This is a genomic window from Algoriphagus iocasae (assembly GCF_014206875.1).
Taxonomy (GTDB): domain Bacteria; phylum Bacteroidota; class Bacteroidia; order Cytophagales; family Cyclobacteriaceae; genus Algoriphagus; species Algoriphagus iocasae.
The window spans coordinates 1639578-1659726 of sequence record NZ_JACIJO010000001.1 but is presented as its reverse complement, the minus strand read 5'-3'; the positions used below and the strand labels follow the sequence as shown (position 1 = coordinate 1659726).

General features: G+C 37.8%; 11 protein-coding genes. 1 reads left to right on the top strand and 10 read right to left on the bottom strand.

Annotated elements, in window-relative coordinates; translation table 11 throughout:
• Position 1 precedes the first annotated feature (1 nt).
• On the bottom strand, positions 2 to 346 hold the full coding sequence (locus tag FHS59_RS07155) for a PadR family transcriptional regulator (RefSeq protein ID WP_184494367.1): 345 nt from the start codon (positions 344 to 346) through the stop codon (positions 2 to 4).
• Positions 347 to 544: 198 nt separating this feature from the next.
• Here FHS59_RS07155 and FHS59_RS23590 point away from each other — a divergent pair, with 198 nt between their 5' ends.
• The gene (locus FHS59_RS23590) at positions 545 to 658 is read left to right on the top strand and encodes a hypothetical protein (protein ID WP_221444450.1); all 114 of its coding nucleotides are present in this window, start codon (positions 545 to 547) and stop codon (positions 656 to 658) included.
• A gap of 55 nt (positions 659 to 713) precedes the next feature.
• Here FHS59_RS23590 and FHS59_RS07145 read toward each other — a convergent pair whose 3' ends face one another.
• The 9 genes from FHS59_RS07145 to FHS59_RS07105 form a co-directional block, all read right to left on the bottom strand.
• Positions 714 to 1397 carry a hypothetical protein gene (locus FHS59_RS07145; protein ID WP_221444449.1) on the bottom strand — a complete coding sequence of 228 codons (684 nt, stop codon included), beginning with the start codon at positions 1395 to 1397 and terminating at the stop codon, positions 714 to 716.
• 127 nt (positions 1398 to 1524) lie between these two features.
• A complete protein-coding gene (locus FHS59_RS07140) occupies positions 1525 to 2430 on the bottom strand; it encodes a glycerophosphodiester phosphodiesterase family protein (RefSeq protein ID WP_184494365.1) in 906 nt (301 codons plus the stop codon).
• A 278-nt stretch (positions 2431 to 2708) separates the two neighbouring features.
• Positions 2709 to 5111: an ABC transporter permease gene (locus FHS59_RS07135; RefSeq protein ID WP_184494363.1), complete on the bottom strand. Its 2403-nt coding sequence runs from the start codon at positions 5109 to 5111 to the stop codon at positions 2709 to 2711.
• A 512-nt stretch (positions 5112 to 5623) separates the two neighbouring features.
• Complete coding sequence (locus FHS59_RS07130) at positions 5624 to 7981, bottom strand: family 78 glycoside hydrolase catalytic domain (RefSeq protein ID WP_246388333.1); 2358 nt, start codon at positions 7979 to 7981, stop codon at positions 5624 to 5626.
• A gap of 87 nt (positions 7982 to 8068) precedes the next feature.
• Positions 8069 to 9649, bottom strand: coding sequence for a sulfatase family protein (locus FHS59_RS07125; RefSeq protein ID WP_184494361.1), 1581 nt, complete (start codon positions 9647 to 9649; stop codon positions 8069 to 8071).
• A gap of 1 nt (position 9650) precedes the next feature.
• Positions 9651 to 11600: a sulfatase-like hydrolase/transferase gene (locus FHS59_RS07120; RefSeq protein ID WP_184494359.1), complete on the bottom strand. Its 1950-nt coding sequence runs from the start codon at positions 11598 to 11600 to the stop codon at positions 9651 to 9653.
• 24 nt (positions 11601 to 11624) lie between these two features.
• Entirely contained in the window at positions 11625 to 14900 is a 3276-nt protein-coding gene (locus FHS59_RS07115) for a VCBS repeat-containing protein (protein WP_184494357.1), read from the bottom strand.
• A gap of 86 nt (positions 14901 to 14986) precedes the next feature.
• Positions 14987 to 16528 (bottom strand): RagB/SusD family nutrient uptake outer membrane protein, encoded by a 1542-nt coding sequence (locus tag FHS59_RS07110; protein WP_184494355.1) that lies wholly within the window; start codon positions 16526 to 16528, stop codon positions 14987 to 14989.
• Positions 16529 to 16545: 17 nt separating this feature from the next.
• Complete coding sequence (locus FHS59_RS07105) at positions 16546 to 20052, bottom strand: TonB-dependent receptor (protein WP_184494353.1); 3507 nt, start codon at positions 20050 to 20052, stop codon at positions 16546 to 16548.
• Positions 20053 to 20149 lie beyond the last annotated feature (97 nt).

The following is a 20149-nucleotide window of genomic DNA, read 5'->3' as shown; positions in this document are numbered from 1 at the left end:
TTTATATACCACCTAAGTTCGCTTGCCAAATCGTTTTAGGGATGGCAGCCCAGAGTTCATCCCGGGTATCTTTGGCATGTTGAATAGCTTTCTTACCCAATGCAGTGATTTCAAAATATCGTCTGGGTCGACCGGCCCTTTCTTCAGTTGATTCTCCGGAAAAGGATTTGAGATATCCTTTATCTTCCATCCTATTCAATGCTGTATGCAAAGCTCCCATGCTCACCGTCCTTTTAAGTCTTGCTTCAATTTCATCTTTGATGGCTACACTGTAGGCTTTGTTATTCAAAATGCCTACTGTTAGCATGACGATTTCTTCGAACTCCCCTAGTTGATAATCTTTCATAGAATTTTCCTTATTATCTAAATGTAGGAATAATAGTCGTGCCAAAAATTAAGCAGCTGTTTAGACGGTATTTAGGACATATTTTAAAAGATCATTGTACGCCAAAGGACATTGATGGTCGATACTGGGACTATAAACTCTATTTGGTTCTAAATCTGTGTAGTCTTATTCAAAAAGTAATTGGAGTTAAACCAGTTGGTGAAACGAACAGTTTTAGATACGCAGCCAATAACGGTTCAATATCAGCTTACTGAACATGGTCTCTCACTTAGTACATCTTCAATCTTCTTAAAATTGGGGATTGAAGCATAGGAAAGTGATTTAACCGATATTTAAATACAAAAGGAAAATAGATTTTCAAGAAATCTTAGGCCAGGTGTCTATTTTTCAATTTCCTCTCCAAACTTTTAATATAATCCTTCCTTTCAATCAGATCTTCCAGTTTTGCCTCAAAGGTTTTGGTGTCATCTATTCTCGGCCATGTCCATTTCCCCTTTGCCAGAGAATAGGAAATCAGGAGATTGAAGTAATTATAAACCAAAATGCACTTTTGTAAAAAATCAGTCTGAACGACCTTAAATCCTAATTTTTTGGCAGTCCTCTCATTAATAATGTAGCTAGTACCCCGAATGATCAGGTTCTCCTTATTTTCTTCTTCAAGGTGATCAATCAAATGAACCAATCCTTCAAGGTATTGGTGTAGGATGAAGTTCATTCTTTTCCTTCCATTTAGCTTTCTATCAATCACAAAGAAGTAATCAAACAAGGTTCCTCCATGGATGATTATCTTCTCCTTCTTTGGTTTTTCGGCCAAAAACAAAGGAGAATAATAGACCAAACCCCCAGTTTCTTTTAATGATGGCACATCAAAAAATGGAGCAATGAGGGATAATGTAATCGGAATGCAAATAATCAGCGGAAGAAAAAAACTGTACTTCCAGCAAATGAGAAATATGAAGAGAAGTAGCAGAAATGAAACAAGCCCTATTTTTACCTGAATCCAAACCTGTTCTTTTTTAGACTTCAGATAAAACCTATGATTCAACTTCAAGATTGAAAAGTTTTAATTTGATTAATTTAATGAGAGACCAAAACTTGCAAATAAGTGCATCAATACCATCGGTTTTTTTGAGATTATTTTCACTTGGCAAAAAGGAGCTTCATTAACTCTGTCAGGTTTATTGATCCAAGTGCAAAATTGCCTTTGCTACCCGAATAGGATAATCAGACTCCAATACATCAGCTCCATCTAAAAACACCTGCCTATATGCTTCATCCTGAGTATCTCCTCTTTCCATTTTATCATAGCTAGGAGCAGCAGACACCATTACTTTCACTCCTTTGGAGTGTAGCATATCATATAAATTCTTGTTTTCGGCTTTGCTCAATGAACCTACATATGCCATTATTTGAGTCCAAGGAATTTTGGCTTCTTCATAGGCTTCAAATTCTTCTACGGTTCTTATGAATGCAGAAAACATAAAACCCGGATGCTGGTCTAGATAATATCTTGCTTCGGATGGCTTGTGGACTGTAATCATGACATGGTCGAAGGCATCTAATCGCTTGATCAAGTCAGCGGTTACTTGCAATGGAACGTCTTTATGATCTAAATTAAGGATGGTTTTATCCTTACTCCAGCTAATAGCCTCCTCTAGGGTGGGAATTTTAAATGAGGTCAATTTGCCATTCACATCCTTCAAAAAAAGTTTGCTGGCATCTTCCCAAGTCAATTCAATCAAATTTCCTAATCCATTAGTTGTTCGTTCCAAAGAAGCATCATGCATCAAAACGACAACACTGTCCTTGGTCATACGGGGATCTATTTCAAAAATCGCCGAAGTATTTTTCAGTACATGTTCGAATGCTTCAATGCTATTCTCAGGATATCCAGCCTCCATCCCTCCCCTATGTCCACTAATCAATGGTGGATTTCCCTTTTTATAGCTAAAAAAATCATAAAGTTCTTTCGACGAATTGAACTCTAAGTAATTAACCTTATTCTCAGTTACTACCTGTCCATACCCATAGCTTACTGTAAAAAAAAGAAAGCAGATCAAAATTGATTTAATTGAAAAGATCATGAGACATCGAAAGGGTCTTGGTTTTAATAATTGTATTTCAATGGATAGTTTCATCTATTTTAACCTGTTTCAAGGCATGGAGTCTCAAAACAACAGTTTGGTCATCAACTCAGTATTACCTTTGGTTAAAATAATTATTAAATCCCTTTCCTCATTGACAAACTGAAGTAATTTCTTAAACCAAAAATAGATTGGATAGTAATGGTATTTTATAACTATGTTGAATAGAAGGACACTAATAGCAACCCTTTCGCAGTGATAAATCAACTTAATGAATGTCATTCATGTGACAATGATTTTACAGGGTTAATCATTGCTACCTTGATGGTATGAATACTGACTGTGGCCAATGTGATGATCACCACTGTCAAACTAGGAATTGCAAAAATCCACCAAGTCAAGGGGATCCGAGTAGCGAAATCCTGAAGCCATGAATTCATTATCCAAATTGATAGCGGTACGGCACAAATAATTGCTACAAGAATCAAAATGATAAAATCCTTTGATATCAACTGCAATAAGCCAGGGAGAGTAGCGCCCATAACCTTACGAATTCCTATTTCTTTGGTACGCTGAATGGCAGTAAGAGAAGACAGCCCAAATAATCCCAAACTCGCAATAAAAATTGCCAAAGCAGAGAAGATACTGAATATCGTCCCAAATTGTTGATCAGACTTGTATTGCTTGTCAAAGTGCTCATCCAAAAAGAAGTATTGAAATGGATTTCCCGGAAATAGCTCTTTCCATTCAGATTCAATACTTGTCATCAGACCTTTGATTTCATTGGGAGCTACTTTGACGGAATAGAATCCATTGGGTGCATCATTGTATCTGAAAATCATGGCATCGTAGGACTTTTTCAATGATTCCTGATGATAATCTTTCATCACACCTACAATTTTAAAGGTATCCCCCCAAAAGAAGATTTCATCATTGATAGCTTCTTCAGGAAAGTCAAACCCCATCAATCGGGTCGCTGTTTCATTGAGGAGCACATTCTTTTCCTCATTGGCCACCTCATCTGAAAATTCGCGTCCATGAAGCATTTCCAGTCCAAAACTTTCATTAAATGCCCCATCAGTCATGATGATTCTATATTGGTTTTGCTCGTCTTCAGCCTGACTCAACCTTCTTATCCCCCCGGCATTCCAACCTGGTTGGCTTCCTGGAACAGAGGTGGAAGCAGTCACAGATATCACACCGCTAAGGCTTGAAATTTTCTGTTTAAATACCTGGTATTTTTGTTTATAGGTAGAATCTGTCACACTCGGTGACTCAAACACCAGGGTTTGGTCTATATTCACACCCAAGTCTTGATTTTGCATAAACACCAGCTGCTGGTAAACTGTAAAAGTCCCGACCATCAGTGTAATGGAAGCGATGAATTGAGTAACCACCATGCTCTTGCGCAACCAAATACCGGCATCTGAATTTTTGAATTTTCCTTTTAGGACTTCCACGGGTTGGAAAGAGGACAACACAAATGCAGGATAAAGACCAGAAATTACAGCTCCTATCAGGATCAATCCCAGTAGAATCAACCAAAAAGCAGGTTGCATAAACAACTGGTATCCTAGTTCCCTCCCTGTGAGGCTACTAAACCAGGGTGTCAAAAGAATGGCAAAACCTGCTGCCAGAATTACTGCTATAAAGTTCAAAAACAGAGATTCGGTCAGGAATTGCTGTATGAGTTGGATTCGGTAACCTCCCATTACTTTTCTGATACCAACTTCACGTGCCCGTTCTATAGATTTTGCTGTTGAAAGATTGATGTAATTGATCCAAGCAATAATCAAAATCAATAAGGCCACTACAGACAAAAAATTGACAGACTGCCTGTTCCCATTTGCTTTAAATTCCATGATATAATCCGAATCCAGATGGATATCCGATACAGGTTGTAGATGAAATTCAAGACCTGCATTGTATTTTTTTAAATCTTCTCCCTTTTGGGTCTGAACAAAATCAGGCAATTTTGCTTCCAGTGATTGTGGATCGGTATTTTCTTCCAGCAAGATATAAGTGAGAAAACCATCCCAGTCCCAAGTCGTGATTGGTTCATCTGATAGTTTCTCCAAAGTGACAAATGATCCCAAAATATCTAGTTGCATATGAGTATTTACCGGTAGATCCTCAAAAACACCAGAAATTTCGAATTCTAGATTTCCATTTGCCCTCAATGATTTACCAACCGGATTTTCATTACCAAAGTATTTTTTAGCAGTAGATTCTGAAAGCACCATTTTATTAGGTTCGGATAGCACCAAAGAATCTACCCCCTCCAAAAGCTTGATAGAAAATATGTTAAAGAAATCTTCTGAGGCAAAATACAGATTGTCTTCTTTGAAAAATGTGTCTCCTGTTGCCAGTGTTGCCTCTCTTTTGGTAAGCCTGGTAAATGCCTTGACTTCAGGAAAATTAGCTTTTAGATCAGGCCCAATTCCAGCAGCTCCTGCTGCCCATTGAGTAGATAATTCACCTTTATCATAACGATCCTGTTGTATCCTAAAAATCCTATCATCTTTATCCAAAAAATTATCATAACTCAATTCATGAATAACAAATTGAGTAATCAGGATGCAAGCAAGCATGCCAATGGAAAGACCTGCTATGTTGATACTTGTAAAAACTTTGTTTTTGGAAATATTTCTCCAAAGAGAGGTGAGGTAGTTTTGAAACATGGCAATACCAAAAAGAAGTTATCAGGAAAGATTCCTGATAAGACCCCCATTTTTATACCGAAAGAAAAATCCTGCCCAGCAAACCGCAAATGCACAATATTTTATACGAGACATTGAATAATCGGACATTAATGACCGATGACGGTCAATAAAAAATCAACTCACCTCCTAAGACCGGAGGCAAGGCTTGTGGGAATTCACACCATCTTACATTTATTGAAAAAAGAATACATAGATCAAACCACAATCAGGTCTCTTTCCAAAAAAGGAACCATATTTATGCCCTCAAAAATGAGTGGATTTCAGCTTAAAGAAGCTGATTATATAAGAGTCAATTTTGATAGACACGGTTAGGTTTAACTTCGCCGCAAATCTGTCTCCTTGCTTTAAATTCCCAACGATTAATTACTAACGATCAGTCCTCCTTTGAAAGCTTTCTTTATTGTTCTTTTGAATGATACAAAAGAAGGAAAGATCAAGCCATGGCAAAGCTTTAGCCGCGCAAAATAGGCTTAAAGAGTAAGGTTAAGCGTATTTATACCTTCATTTAAAGGAATTAATTTACCATCTAAGGATAGATTTCCTTTTAAACCTTTAGGCAGCTCAATAACTGCCGTCAACTCTCCTCTTTTCACTTCATAACTGACATTAATTTTTCCATTAGGATGCGGCATAGAAGCTTTTAAATCTGTCAGGGAGCCCAAATGAGGTGAAATCAAAACTGATTTAAACCCTACTTCAGCTGATTTAATCCCTGCCACTGAGTTTAAAAAATAGTAAGCTGGATGGGCACTCCAAGCATGACTATCAGATCTATCATGAGAAGCAAAGCCCGTCTCCCCACAGGTTGTCAAGCCCCTGTCCAAGAAATCATACCAGAAATCCAGATTTCCCAGGTACAATTCCTCTTGGTCAGTTTTCTGCATGGCCTTAAATAAAAAGAATGAAAAATATGAACTTGCCATTTCATCAAAATCCTTGAAGGATAACACTCTTTTTAATAAGTCTTTTTGTTCATTTTCTGGAACTACATCAGAAAGTATTGCCAAAATATTGGTATGCTGAGAAAAAACCTGGCTGTTGGGATAGTCAGTGAAAAGTCCTTTTTCTTCATCCCAGCTGTTTTCCCGAATAGCAGATTTGATTTCTTCCGAAATTCTGGCCCATTGCATAGATTTTTCTTCATCACCCATGTAATTATAAAGTTTCACTGCACAATCTAGGGTATGGACATAATACATAGTAAGCATGGTGGACTGGACCATTTCCATTTGTTCATTCGCTCTGGGTATTGAGCCTTTTGTGATACTCCAATCAATGAAATTCTTGTTTCTAACAGTTCCAATAAGCCCTGTTTCTTCATCGAGATGCCTTTCATAAAACCCTAGAATTTTCTCCATATTGGGAACAAAAGGAAGTATAAAATCCATATCCCCTCGCATTTCATAATAATCCAACAAAGTTTGAATCCAGGCCATTGACCAAGTGCCTTGATCAAAATCAAATCGAGAGGGATAGGCAGACTTAAAAAGCCCCGTTTCATTATTCTCAGATTGCGTGTATAGTCGAAGTACCTCTCTTAAGAGTCGATCATCTGTTGAATTATAGGTAGAGATATTTGCAATGGGTCTATTATCACCACCATAACTTAATTGCTCGTAATAGGGTGTATCGTAGTATGTTTCCCCTGAGCACATTTGTAATGTTCGCTTACTGATCGTAAAAACCTCATTTAGTTTTGAATCATCACTTACAAATGTTGCCATATCTGGGTAAGGATAACCAGAATATTCATTTATAAATGATAAAATTTCCAGAGGCTTATCTTGAGTTTTTATTTCCAATTTGACGTATCGAAAAGTCCTTTTCCATAAGGGTCTAAACGTTCTGGATGGCTTTCCATCTGTCTGGAAAATATCCCAGACCCCATACATGGTCAAATTAGCCACCGAATCCCTATGTGCTTTGAGGTTTACCTCCTCGTATAGCGCCTCCGCATATTTAATTTTAATGGAACTGTTTTCTCCTCCTGAAGTAGTAAGCTCAGGATATCCCATGGTCAACACTTCAAAATCAATCAAAACAGTAGCCTCAGTATTGGAAGGAATGGTAATTTTACTTCGACCATTCCAAGCGCCTGATTTTTCATCAAAACCGGTTATTTCTCTGATACTTTGAGGATAAACCGAATGGGATGCCATAAAAGGAATTTTTCTAGGGACTAGATTCCAGGGAGCATTTCCATCAAAATGAAGGGGTTCAGCATTTAGCCAGGAACTTTCATCGAACTGTAATTCTTCCCATCCCCAAGGGTATTTGTTGCCATTGACTTGGTCTCCACCACCACAAGCATAAAACCCATAAAACCATCGCTCATCAAATAGCATTTCTTGATAAGAAATAACGGAATAGGCAGGATTTTCAAACACTTTCCAACTTGCATCTGTCCTCAAAAAGTCAAAATCTTCTTCTTCCACATCTAGCATAAAAGCAGTTTGAGCGGAGAAAAATGCCAAAGGTTTATCTTTTCCCCCATTGTAAACTAGTGCAGCAATTACATTATCCCCACTAGTTAAAAAAGGTGCTATATCCAAAACATCATAATTGTAAGTCTTGAAATCTCCTTTTGCAGGGCCATATGATACCCGTTGTCCGTTGACGAATAGGTTATATCTATTATCCGCAGAAACGTGGACAAGGAGATTTTCAGGAACCTCTTTTAAGTCAAATGTCTTTCTAAAGTGATAAACCCCGTAATCCGTCACATTTGCAGAAGGATAAGAAATCCAAGGAGCATTTTTTTTGGTTTGAGATTGCAGCAAAAATGGACTCAACAAAAAAACAAAGAGTGTTATATATCTTCTTAGCATGATAGATCTTTTAAATTTTATGTATTCCGAGTAAAATCTTTGGAAAAGTCAATAAGGAATTAAAGTTAATTTTAGAAAAAGCTCCTTTTAATTTTTCTGAAATACCCTCACTGGTTTATCTACCAATGATTGATCAACACCGATATCCCTTGGTTCGCAAAACCAAACCAACTTCCCTTCCAATGTTAGATTTTTGGGGCAATCAGCAGCATCTGGGTGAGTTTCCATAAATCGATTCAGCATTTCATTTTGCAATTCACTAAGTATTTTCCTGTTCTCAGGGTTTTTGGAAACGTCTTTTGACTCATTAGGATCTTCCTTTAGATCGTAGAGTCTATGTACAATACCAGAAGGTCCAAATCCAGTCTGGTAACCAATTCCTAAATCCCTACTCCCTGTGGTAAAAACATATTTCCATTCTGTATTTGCCACCATGGCCATGTTATCTTCCAAATATTCAGAGAAAACAAAAGTCTTATGATCGTCTTTTTCTTCGTTCAGGATTGGTAAAAAACTTGAGCCTTGCGCATTCTTCATAGTTTCCAATCCCAACCAATCAATAATAGTCGGAACTATATCTATGTATTCAACCAATGCTGATTTTTCAATTGAATTTACCTGATTCCCTGGTGTTTTAATGATTAAAGGTTGCCTAACTGCTTCATCCCACATCGTATGCTTCTCAAATCGTCTATGATCATTTAAAAGGTATCCGTTGTCGCTGATATACAAAATCATGGTATTTTCTTCTAAATTATTTTCCCTCACCGCATCAAGAATAATCCCTATGTTTTTATCCATGTATTCTGTTGAAGTATAATAGGCAGCTATAATACCTTTTCTCTCCTGATCAGATAACTCCCGAAATTTTGCAGGAATCCATCGTTCATCTTCCGGGCTGCCCACTGGAAGAGTCATATCTTCAGCTTGGTATATACCAGTATATTCAACAGGATAGTAGTAAGGATGGTGAGGTTGGAAGAAAGCCGTCCATAAGAAAAACGGTTTCTCATTGTTTTCAGAAATAAACTTTGCCGCCTCATTTGCATAAAAGGTTCCTTGGCTATACTCGTCTTGTATAGGATGAGGTAGATTTTGACTATTCATCCATTTCGCGATTTCTTTTGCGGGATCTCCTCCTTGATAGGTTTGAATGCTTGTAGTTATTTCTGGAGGATTACTCTTCTTTAAAAAATCCTGATAGGAAGCATTTTCTATCCAAGTATCAAAGCCATGATTAGGAAGACCATCAGGGTAAAGTTGTGACCAAAAACCATTGTTGAAATGACTCTTCCCTATCAACGCTGTCTGAAAGCCTTCGTCTCTTAGATATTCTGCTATAGTAACATTACTTTCATCTGGAAATGGAGTGAAAAGCAAATTTACTCCAGTGGCGTGGGGATATTTCCCAGTCAGCAAGGACTGCCTTGAAGCACTACAAATAGGAGAGTTACAGTAGGCATTAGTAAACTTCACTCCTTCTTTAGCAAGCCTATCAATGTTTGGAGTCCTGATTAAATCATTCCCATAGGTCCCTGTTACCTTAAGGGCATGGTCGTCTGCAAGAATTACAATGACATTCTTTATTGGCTTTAAGGGAGGTTCGGAAGGCTTCTGACAGGAATTAATTAAACAGATCAAGAAAAGTAGATTGATGGATCTTTTCATCTTAATTGACAGTTATTGATTCCCCTAACTCCTGAAGAGCCCATTCCAAAGCCCAACTTGTAAAAGATGCGAAATTGGCATCCTTATATTTCCTTTGAGAACCAGGTTGGCTTAAATTTTTATCAAGCACTTGGTACATTACTGGGATAGCAGGACGGGCATTTGGACCAATTAATAGCAAGTTCCTTGCAGCCATCAACGCTAACCATGGCCTATCATCCTGAACCCATCTTTCCAACACTTCTACAACACCTTCTTGATATCCAAAATGTGATAAGGTCTCAGCAGCTACAATTTGTACTGAAGCAGACTCATCTTTTAGAAGGTTTTTCAAAAGAACTGCAGTTTCCTCTTTGATACTTTTCAATTGCCTAATTCCCATAACCGCCCAATATCGTACCCCGCTCTCCTGATCTTTTAATCCAGAAATGAGTTTCTCTTCAGTCGCAATCCCTACTTTTTCGGCTTCCAAGAGAATTCTTTCAACAGCATAATCTTGACTTTTTCCATATTCGTAAGGAGTTGAGCTGCTACTTCTAGTCATATATTCAGCCTCTGCCAATAGGCCTAAATCATGGGATTCCAATATCCAGGTGTGAAGTCTTGTTTGAAGCCTTGCTTTGATTTGATCATACTCAGGGGAATCGGCTAGGTTCCTTGTTTCGAAGGGATCATTTTTTAAATCATATAATTCCTCAATAGGTTTAGGCTCCCATAGCTTCTGTTGCTCCTCGTTGGTTTTACCGACTTTCTCCAGATCTCTCAATGCCTTGAAAGCAACTTTCACATTGGAAAAAATAAACCCTTCCTGAATATAGGGCAAATGGGGCATAAAATGTCTGATATAGATATAATCCCCATCTGTCACAGAACGGGACATTTCTACCATATCATCGGCCCTATCTCTGGCTCCAAAAGCAAATTCTCTCTTGCTTTTACCAATTGCTTGTGGGCCTAAAAAAGGTGTGCCCTCAAAATAGGCTGGAATTTCTGCTCCAGCCAGGGAGAGAACTGAAGGCGCCAAATCAATGAAACTCACCAATTCATCCTTTTTTTCTACCAGGCTATCCAAACCTGCCCAATCTTGAAATTTTTCTGGAACAGACAGAATGAATGGTACATGCATTCCGGTTTTGTTTAACCATCTTTTATAGCGTGGCATCCCAAATCCGTGGTCAGCAATAAAAAAAATAATCGTCTCCTCTAGTAAACCATCTGCCTGAAGGGAATCCAACACCTCTCCTACATTTCTATCCAAAACCGTCAAAATATCATAGTAATGAGCCCAAACTTCTCTGGTTTCTTTACTATCTGGATAATAAGGAGGAAGTTGTACATCATTGGGATCATGAATTAAGGAAGGGTCTAAACCTTGAGTAAACCTTTTATAATTTTCTGGATTGTTTACAGATCCTTCATGGGATGGCCCAATATTGATAAAACTGAAAAACGGCTCGGTTGAAGTTCTATTTCTCCAAGGGGTAATTTGGGAAGACCAATGATCATAAATTCCCTCAGCTGAAAAATTATAATCCGTTTTGTCTCTGTTGGTAACAAAATAACCTTCTGCTTTCAGGAGTTCTGGAAGGGTATTGAGTTTAGAAGGGAATTCAATTTCCGACCTTAAGTGCTGTGTACCTAGAGAAGTAGGATAAATCCCCGTTATCAAACTGGACCTGGAGGGAGCACAAATTGGAGCAACTGTCCAGGCATTCGAATAAACGACTCCACGGGAGGCTAATTTGTCAATGTTAGGAGTATAAGCATAAGGATCTCCATAAGCCCCTAAAGCTGGACTTATATCCTCGGCTATTAGCCAGATGATATTTGGCAGCTTTCCTGTTTCCTGGGCAAATAAACTCTTCGTTTGGAATAAGGAAAAAATCAGAAAAATCAGTAGATAATTTTTTAGGCCTAATGATTTTTGTTTCAACGTCTTTCTAAATTTCATTGCCAATTTCATTTAATCAAACGACTATTTACTCTTGTAAATCAATGCTTTATCTCTATTCAAAACATTAAAAAAAACTTCATCCCCAGAAGCAAGCTTGATTTTATTAATACTTTTGACATTTCCATTTATGGTCAAACCGCTCTTAAAACTTGATAAAAATTTAAATCCCATATTAGGGTCAAACATCAAAACTCCACCCAAAGAAGCATCTTGTCTTCCTGATTGTACTTCCATTCCATAATCATTTCCCACGTAGACCAGATCTAAATAACCATCTTGGTTTACATCAATGACTTCTCCGTCTAAAATCGGAGAAAATTGAGCTTCAATGGGTAGAGGAACCAAATTAAAATTCAAGTCACCAAGATTTTCAAGATAAATAGATTGAGCATATTCTACTTTTTTCTCTAGAGCCGGGGAAAGCTCATCCTCTCTAAAGGTTTCCAGTAAGCTGGCTACAGCATAACTTTTATAATTTGGGAATCGCTTTTTAATTACAGGGATTTGACTGATTAAAAGATCTCTGGGCATTTTTACCACTTCAATACCCTGATTAAAGTAAGTGATGATGGGTTCGGCAGTACCATTTTTATCAAAGTCACTGTAATATACTTTAGCAGCCTGATCTCGATTAGGTTTAAACAATTGGTTCTCCCCCATATTACCAATAATAAAATCTTCATCCCCATCCTGATCAAAATCTCCTGGGATTATACTGCACCACCAGCCAAAAGGTATCAAATCGGCTTGACCGAAATCAGATTCTTTCAATTGACCATTATGATTTAAAAATATCCTTACTTTTCCCCATTCTTCAGCAATAAGCAAATCCAGATAACCATCCTTGTTGATGTCTGAAAGTTCCAAGTCCCTAACGATTCCAATCTTTTGGGCTATGCTTTTAAGCTCAATCTCCTTCCTACTGAATTTTCCAGATTGGTTGATTAAAATATAGGTGTCCGCTGCAAGTGGGAAATAACCAGGTAAAACACCTCCTCCCACTATTAAATCCATGTCCCCGTCTAAATCAATATCTCCAGCTTTGATCACAGAGGTATTGTTTGGATGGAGAGGAAAAGCCGTTGAATCATATTCAAAGCCTCCATCTTTATTACCTAAATACAGCCTATCAAAATATCTAGAACTTCCTGGTTCAAATTGACTTCCTCCACTAGCTACCACTAAATCTTGATAATGATCTCCATTGGCATCCATTATCACAGCACTTGCATCATGAAAAGGAATTGACGCATCAAATTCCTCAAAATGAAAATTAGCTTGTTGATCCTGAAGATAAATGCTTGCAGCCAAACCTGCAGATCCACCAATAAAAATATCCAACAATCCATCTCCATTTAAATCTCCTGTGGAAGTTGTAGGTCCATCCTGCGAAAACTTTCTTGGTAGTGCTCCTTGAATTTCAAAGTCATTGAAATCATCTTCAACATGTCGATAGTCTAAACCTGGGATATTGGTTTCTTCAAAATAGGTTTGGCCCTTTCCAGAAATTATTGAAGGTAATTCAGATTGATTGGGCTGATATTTTACCAGAATCTCAGTATTTAAATCTGGAAAATCCACAGATTGATAATTACCATCAGGCCATTGAACTAGTAATAAATCGATTTCTTCATTTCTCTTTACTCCAAAAATCAATCTTGGGTCTACAGAAGATTTATAACCTCTTACAGGTGACTTTTCCAGCAATTGAATTCCATTTGCAGTTTTTATCCAGATTTTAGCTCCGATAGCTTCTAAGTTCCCTGGAGGACCTTCAAGGTTTATCCTGATATAGGAAGAATTCCCAATTGAATTTTCGATGGAATTGTTTTTAAAAAGGGATGCTTCCTGATCGATGTTATTGGTTACCAATTCCAAATCACCATCGTTATCCAAATCAGCATAAACAGCTCCATTAGAAAAAGTCTCTAGTTCCAATCCCCAATTTAGACTTTGGTCCCTGAAAGTAAGATCTCCCTGATTTTGAAATAAAAAATTATGAAGTTTTACTCCTTCCAGATTATTCATCTCGGAAATAATATCTCTTTTATTGGATTCTTTTGTCCCAAATGCGGATTCACTTTGAGTATAAACGATGTAATCTAAATTGGTAACATCCTTTCTATATCCATTGGTTATAAATAGATCTTTATTCCCATCTAGGTCAAAATCAGCAAATAAACTAGCCCAGCTCCAATCTGTCTTTGCAATCCCTGCCAGTTGGCCAATTTCGCTAAAAACTCCCCCTTGATTCAATTGAAGTGTATTCCTGACATATTGAGGCTGATACCCCTGCAGCAATGACATTTGAAACTGATTGTAACTTGCCGGCATGAGCATCATTTTCTCCCTGTAATTATCCATCGGCAACATGTCCATAACCACAATATCAGTCCAGCCATCATTATTATAATCCGCGACATCATTGCCCATCCCGTTAAAAGTCTGATGGCTTACTCTACTGTTTATTTCATCAGCAAATGTTCCATCCGTCTGATTGATATACATCAGATCATTCGATAAAAAATCATTTGACACATAAATATCCGGCCATCCGTCTCCATTTAAATCCGAGACTGAAACTCCGAGTCCCCAACCTTCTTTAAGTATTCCTGCTTGAAATGTGACATCTATATAATTTCCATCCCCCTCATTTCTATATAATTTATCATTGCTCTTCGCAGATCCATCTAAAACCTTTGGCTTGATATTACCTCTGTTGAAATTTTCCAAAGCGTTATTTAAGACATAGAGATCAAGGTCTCCATCTCGATCATAATCGAAAAACACTGCTTGGGTACCATATCCCGGATCATCGATTCCATACTTTTTTGCTTCCTCTTTAAATGTTAAGTCGCCTTGATTGACATACAATAGATTTCTGGTTTCTTCTTTAGAATAACCCGCTACACTGAGATAAATATCTGGATAAGAGTCTTGGTTAATATCAACGATACTGACTCCTGTGCACCATATGTTTTTTGTATTAATTCCTGTCTTAAGGGTGATATCTTCAAATTTTAAGCTCCCTTTATTCAAATAAACCTGGCTAGGGATTTGATTACCTGCAAAAAAAAGATCCATCAAACCATCTTTATCAAAATCAGCTACACCAATCCCGGCACCATTGTACACGTACTCAAAAACCAATGCATTCAACGAATCTGAAATTGCTATTGTATTTGAAAAAGTAATACCTGAAGATTTAGAATCAAGGAGTTCAAAGACACTTGAATCCGACGATTGGCAACCCAAAAATATGAGGATGATTAAATAAGAAAGATTCCATCGGATCATTTTAAGGTTTCATTTTGGGCTTAATCAAAATACAAAAAAATAAATGCAGGAAGGAAAACAGAATCTCCTTCCTGCAAAAAACTCTATTAATATCCAGGATTCTGGGATAAAGAAGAGATTAAATCAAGTTCTCTCTGAGGATATGGCTTCAATAAATTGGTCTCAGACCAATTTTCATTTGCAGGGTCACCAAAATCAACATCTTGAGGTATATTAATTACACCAGCTTGATGCCATCTCACTAGGTCAGCGTATCTATGACCTTCAAAAGCAAGTTCAACTCTCCTTTCATGCATGATAAATTCCATTGCTTCATCTAAGGATGAACTTCCAGAACGTTCTGGCAATATTTCACCAGTTGGATCCGCTCTCCTTCTGACCATATTTACATAATCCATTGCTTTTTGAACATTGTTATTTCCAAGCAATTCCGCTTCTGCAGCCATCAAATACACGTCTGCCAAGCGAATTACTCGTTCATTATTCGATCCCGCATTTGGTTGCGCGTAAGAGACATAATCTAAAAGATATTTTGAGGGAGTTGCTCCGGTAATGGACCAAGTTTGACTATATGGTGTACCGAAATAATCATCTCCTTCTCTATAGAAAGTAAAAGGAATTCTTGGATCATTCTCTTCAAACTCATTCTGAAGATCTTCAGTAACGTGCATCCTACCATAGCCTTGGCCATTGGCTCCTGGAGCACAATTCCCCAGAAAACAAGAGGCTCTGAATACAATAGTTCTTCCTGTACCGGCATGACCGATATTTTCATTCCCCGCCAAGCCTGAATCTACTGGCAACCAAGGGTTGAAATCACCTCGGGTAAATTGAATTTCAAAGATTGATTCCGAATTATTTTCAAGACTTTCACTGAAATTATCTCCAAAATTATCCTGAAGTGAATAAGTACCACTATCGATGACTGCGTTTAATTCTGTTGCAGCCAAGCTATACTTTTGACGATATAAGTACACTTTTCCTAAAAATGCCTGCGCAGCACCAGAAGTTGCCCTTCCCACATCAGTTCCCGACCATGAACTTGGAAGATTTTCTTTGGCAAAAGCTAAATCCGTTTCAACTAAATCCAAAACCTCGCCGGGTTGGCTATTTCCAACCTGGGAATCGGCAATGGTAGTTATCAGTTCAGAAATCAAAGGAGGTGTTCCCCAATTGGTTGCAAGAACAAAATAGAAATAAGACCGGATGAACTTTGCCTCTGCTTCAAACCGAGCTTTATCTTCATCAGACAACTCAGAGTTTGGAAGAGAATTTAAAATCACATTCGCTCTCATGACTCCCTTATAACTCTCTGAAAACAACCATCCAAAATCCCCGTTATTGGGTAACCAGTTAAAGTCGTTGTTATTATCAATCCCCTGTCCGCCGTGACGACTATCATCCGAAGGATATTCTATTCCGTTGTAAAATCCTCTGCCGTTTTGTTCATAATAAAAATTAAGAATGGTACTATATGGAGATAATGAAGCAGCCTCAAAATCTTCAAAAGTTCTATAAAACGTCTCAGAGTTTAATTCTCCTAATGGTTGTAAGTCAAGTTTATTTTCACATCCTGCTATTAGTCCAACAAGGAGAATCATTGCTATAGATATATTTCTAGTATTCATGTTATTGGATTTAGAGATTAAAACTGAAGCTGGATACCCATTTGAACAATTCTTGGTTGAGGCATATTTCCTCCATCGGTACCAGCACCTATCTGGTTAGAATTTGACCCATAAGTCATCACTTCCGGATCCATTCCAGTGTATTTTGTGAAAGTGAAAAGGTTAGAGGCAGCCAAGTAGATTCGGCCAGTATTGAAACCGTTCATTTTGTCCAACACATTTCTTGGCAAGCTAAATCCAAACTGAACATTTCTAAGTCTTAAAAACCCTGCATCTTCCACAAACCTATCTGAAAAGCGACCATTTTGATTCGGGTCGCCACTAATGGCCCTAGGTACTGAATTACTTGTACCAGGTCCAGTCCATCTTTCCTGAGATTCCACTAACATATTTCTGCCACCACCAGTAAGATTTAAATTACTTTGTCTCACCTGATTGTAAACCTGAACATCTCCTACTCCTTGCCATAGCATTGAAAAATCAAATGACTTATAGTTTAGACCGATATTCAAACCATAGAAATATGTTGGAATGGTTTTACCCAGGTAGGTTCTGTCATTAAAATCTATCAAACCATCTGGTTCTCCTGAAAACTGAGCACCTTCTTCTCCCGGCCCGTTAACATCAAGAAATTTCACATCCCCTGCCCGAGGTCCTTGAGGTGCATTTTTATCCTCAAAACCTCCTGTGAAAATAGCATCGATTTCTTCTTGCGTTTGATAAATCCCATCGGTTTTATACCCAAAGAAATATCCGATTGGTTGGCCAACAGCAGTTCTATAAGCATCATTTGAAGAAAATTCCTCAATACCTGGTGCCAATTCCTCCAATCTATTCTTGATAGTGGTAAAATTACCATTCAGTGTTAATTGAAGTCCGTTTGAAAATGTCTTAGCATAACCAATTTCTATCTCTATCCCTTTGTTACTTACACTTCCAAGGTTTACTGGAGTACTTCCAAATCCAGTAATATTTGGCAAAGGCAAAGAATACAAGAAGTCCTTGGTAGTTCTGTCATAATATGTAACCAATAAGTCTACTTTATTATCAAATAAGCCTAAATCAACTCCAAAGTCGATGGTTTCCACTGTTTCCCAAACCACATCCTTGTTCACAAAATTAATTGGAGTTGGCGCCTGGATGGTTGTACTTCCGCTTCCATAATCAGGTGTCGTAGAAACTCTGAAAATATGAGGATAAGATGTAGTATTTGAATTTCCAAGTTGTCCCCAACTCGCTCTGATTTTCATTTCTGAGATCAGTCCTGACTCAGAGAAAAAGTCTTCCTGGCTGACGCGCCAAGCTGCTGAAAAGGAAGGAAAAGTCCCCCATCTTCTATTATTTTCAGGTGAAAAGGCACTTGTTCCATCCCTTCTAATTGTACCGGTCAAAAGGTATTTATCCTTAAAATTATAAGAAGCTCTTCCTAAATATCCTACAAAAGAACCTTGACCTGCTCCACCTCCTACATTAGGATCTCCTCGACCGTTTTTAACTACTTGATAAAAGTCAGGAGCATTACTAATGAAATCACTTCCTCTTACTGCGAGAGAGGTATTGGTGTTTTTTTGATATTCTATTCCAGCCAGTATATCAATAGAATGGTTTCCAAATACTTTAAAATAATTCAATGTATTGGTAAAAACCTGGGAAACGGATTCTCCTCTCGAATCATTAAATTCGTTACCTGGTCTATTTAAACCCACCTCAGAAACAAGATACTCTGGTCTCCATGAGTCATTTCTTGTAGTCAAGTAATCCACTGAAACCATAGATTTATAGGTAAGTCCTTTAAAAATCTCAAACTCACCATAGATGCTACCCAGCATCCTTGTCAACCTGTCATTGTTCTGAACAATCTGATTAATTCCTATTTGGTTAGCAATCGTAAGACCTGCCAAATCAGAATTTCCATCATATCCATAGCGGTTTCCTGGTATTGGGTTGGATGGATCCTCATAAATATTGAAAAAAGGTGGCATTGTGAGTGAATTTTGAAGTAAGAAACCATCTCCTCTACCATTCATACCTCTCTCAATTTCCTGATGGGAAACAGTAAATGTTTGACCCAATTTTAAGCGCTTATTGATTTTAAAATCAGAGTTAGCTCTAAAATTATATCGTTTCAAGTCCCATTTCTGTACCGTTGCCTCTTGGGCAAAATATCCTCCGGAAACAAAATAATTATAGTCATCATTACCTCCTGATACACTTAGGTTGTAATTCTGAATTGGGGCATTTTTATTTAATGCTTCTTCCTTCCAATTTTTCTCATTACTCCTATTTCTTATAGGGCTTCCTGATACTAAATCTGGATGAAGTTCCTGATAACTTGCATCTCCAGGGCTAAATCCATTTTGAACATTGGCAGCATCAAATGCATCCTGAGTCAAAGCAATCCATTCGTCTGTAGTGTTATATTCATTGAATTTTGCAATTTTCTGAACACCATAATAGGCATCAAAATTAACTGTTGGTTTGCCTTTCTTTCCCCGTTTAGTTGTAATTAGTACCACCCCGTTTGCGGCTCTCACACCATAAACAGCAGCTGCGGAGGCATCTTTTAAAACTGAGATACTTTCAATGTCAGAAGGGTTGATTGTAGTCAGTGGATTAGTTACCCCATCTGAATTGTTGCCAACTGGAACACCGTCAACGACAAATAGTGGCTGGGTATTTCCAACGGTACCAACTCCTCTTATCCTTACGGAAACTGGTGCACCTGGAGTTCCATCAACAGATGTCACCTGAACTCCAGAAATTCTTCCTTGCAATGATTGATCTGCAGAAGCAATAGGTAATTTTGTGATTTCTTTTGAATTTACAGTACCGATGGATTCAGTCATTAGTTTCCTGCTTTTTTCACCATATCCTATGACAATCACCTCTTCAAGATTCTGGGCATTTTCTCTCAAGGTGATATTGATGGTATTCTGGTTGCCAACTTGTACTCTCTGCTCATCAAAGCCTATAAAAGAGAATAGTAAATAATCCCCTTCTTCAGCATTGATTTCATACCTACCTTCCAAATCAGAAACTGTACCCTGGGTTGTCCCCTCTTTTAAAATAGTAACACCAGGAAGAGGCTCACCATTGGAATCCCTAACTATCCCACTTATTAAAACCAGCTGCTTTACTTGAATGGTTACCCGAGTCCCATTCTTATTTTGCTTGACGTGGATATTGTTATTGATTTGAACAAAGCTAAGTCCAGTTTTCTTCGCTAAGTCCTCCAAAACGGCATAAACACTTTGTTTACTTGCATTTGCAGTCACCCTTTGATTTAAATCGATTTTTTCTGAATTATAAGAAAATTCAAATCCAGACTGGTTTTCGATTTTTCTAAACAATTGCAACAGTGAGGATTCATTCACACTCAGTGTTACATTTACTTGATCAATAGTTTTCCTTTGTGCATTCCCATTACTGGCTAATAGAACCGTACAAAAAATCAGTTGAAAAATGAATCCGTAGAGTAATCTCTTAGATAGCATGATGAGTTGTCCCCGTATATATTTTTTCATATAATTGTTATGGTTTAAGTGGTCAAAAACTTGAACATTTGCCTGGAATGGTTAGCGCTCCTTCAGGCAAAATAATTAGGCAGTTGGAAGCTCTTTT